Below are 396 nucleotides of genomic sequence, written 5' to 3'. Positions count from 1 at the left end.
GCTGAATGCTGAGCAATCGGCATGGATGAAACGCTATTTTACTGAGCAAGTCTCACCAGTGCTGACCCCTATAAGTATCGATCCGGCGCATCCGTTTCCAAGATTGGTTAATAAGAGCCTCAATTTTATCGCCACTTTAGAAGGCAAAGATGCCTTTGGTCGCGATATTAATCTGGCGATTGTCCCAGCGCCGCGCAGTCTGCCGCGCGTGATTCGTCTGCCAGACGAGCTGACCGGTGGCAAAGAGCACCATGTCATGCTATCGGCTGTCATTCATGAGCATATCGGCGAGCTGTTCCCCGGTATGAATGTCACGGGTTGCCATCAGTTCCGACTCACGCGCAACGCAGACTTGGACTTGGCCGATGATGTCGATGATATTGCCAAGGCGCTAGA

1 pseudogene is annotated in these 396 nt (G+C 52.3%); it reads left to right on the top strand.

Features of this window, described 5'->3' with window-relative positions:
- Positions 1-396 (top strand): annotated as a pseudogene (locus AAEZ03_RS26110) (polyphosphate kinase 1); the annotation flags it as partial.

Source organism: Pseudomonas sp. HY2-MNA-CIBAN-0224, from assembly GCF_040310285.1.
Classification (GTDB): Bacteria; Pseudomonadota; Gammaproteobacteria; order Pseudomonadales; family Pseudomonadaceae; genus Aquipseudomonas; species Aquipseudomonas helleri.
The sequence above is the reverse complement of the archived record's forward strand: the minus strand, read 5'-3'. Positions and strand labels throughout refer to the sequence as shown.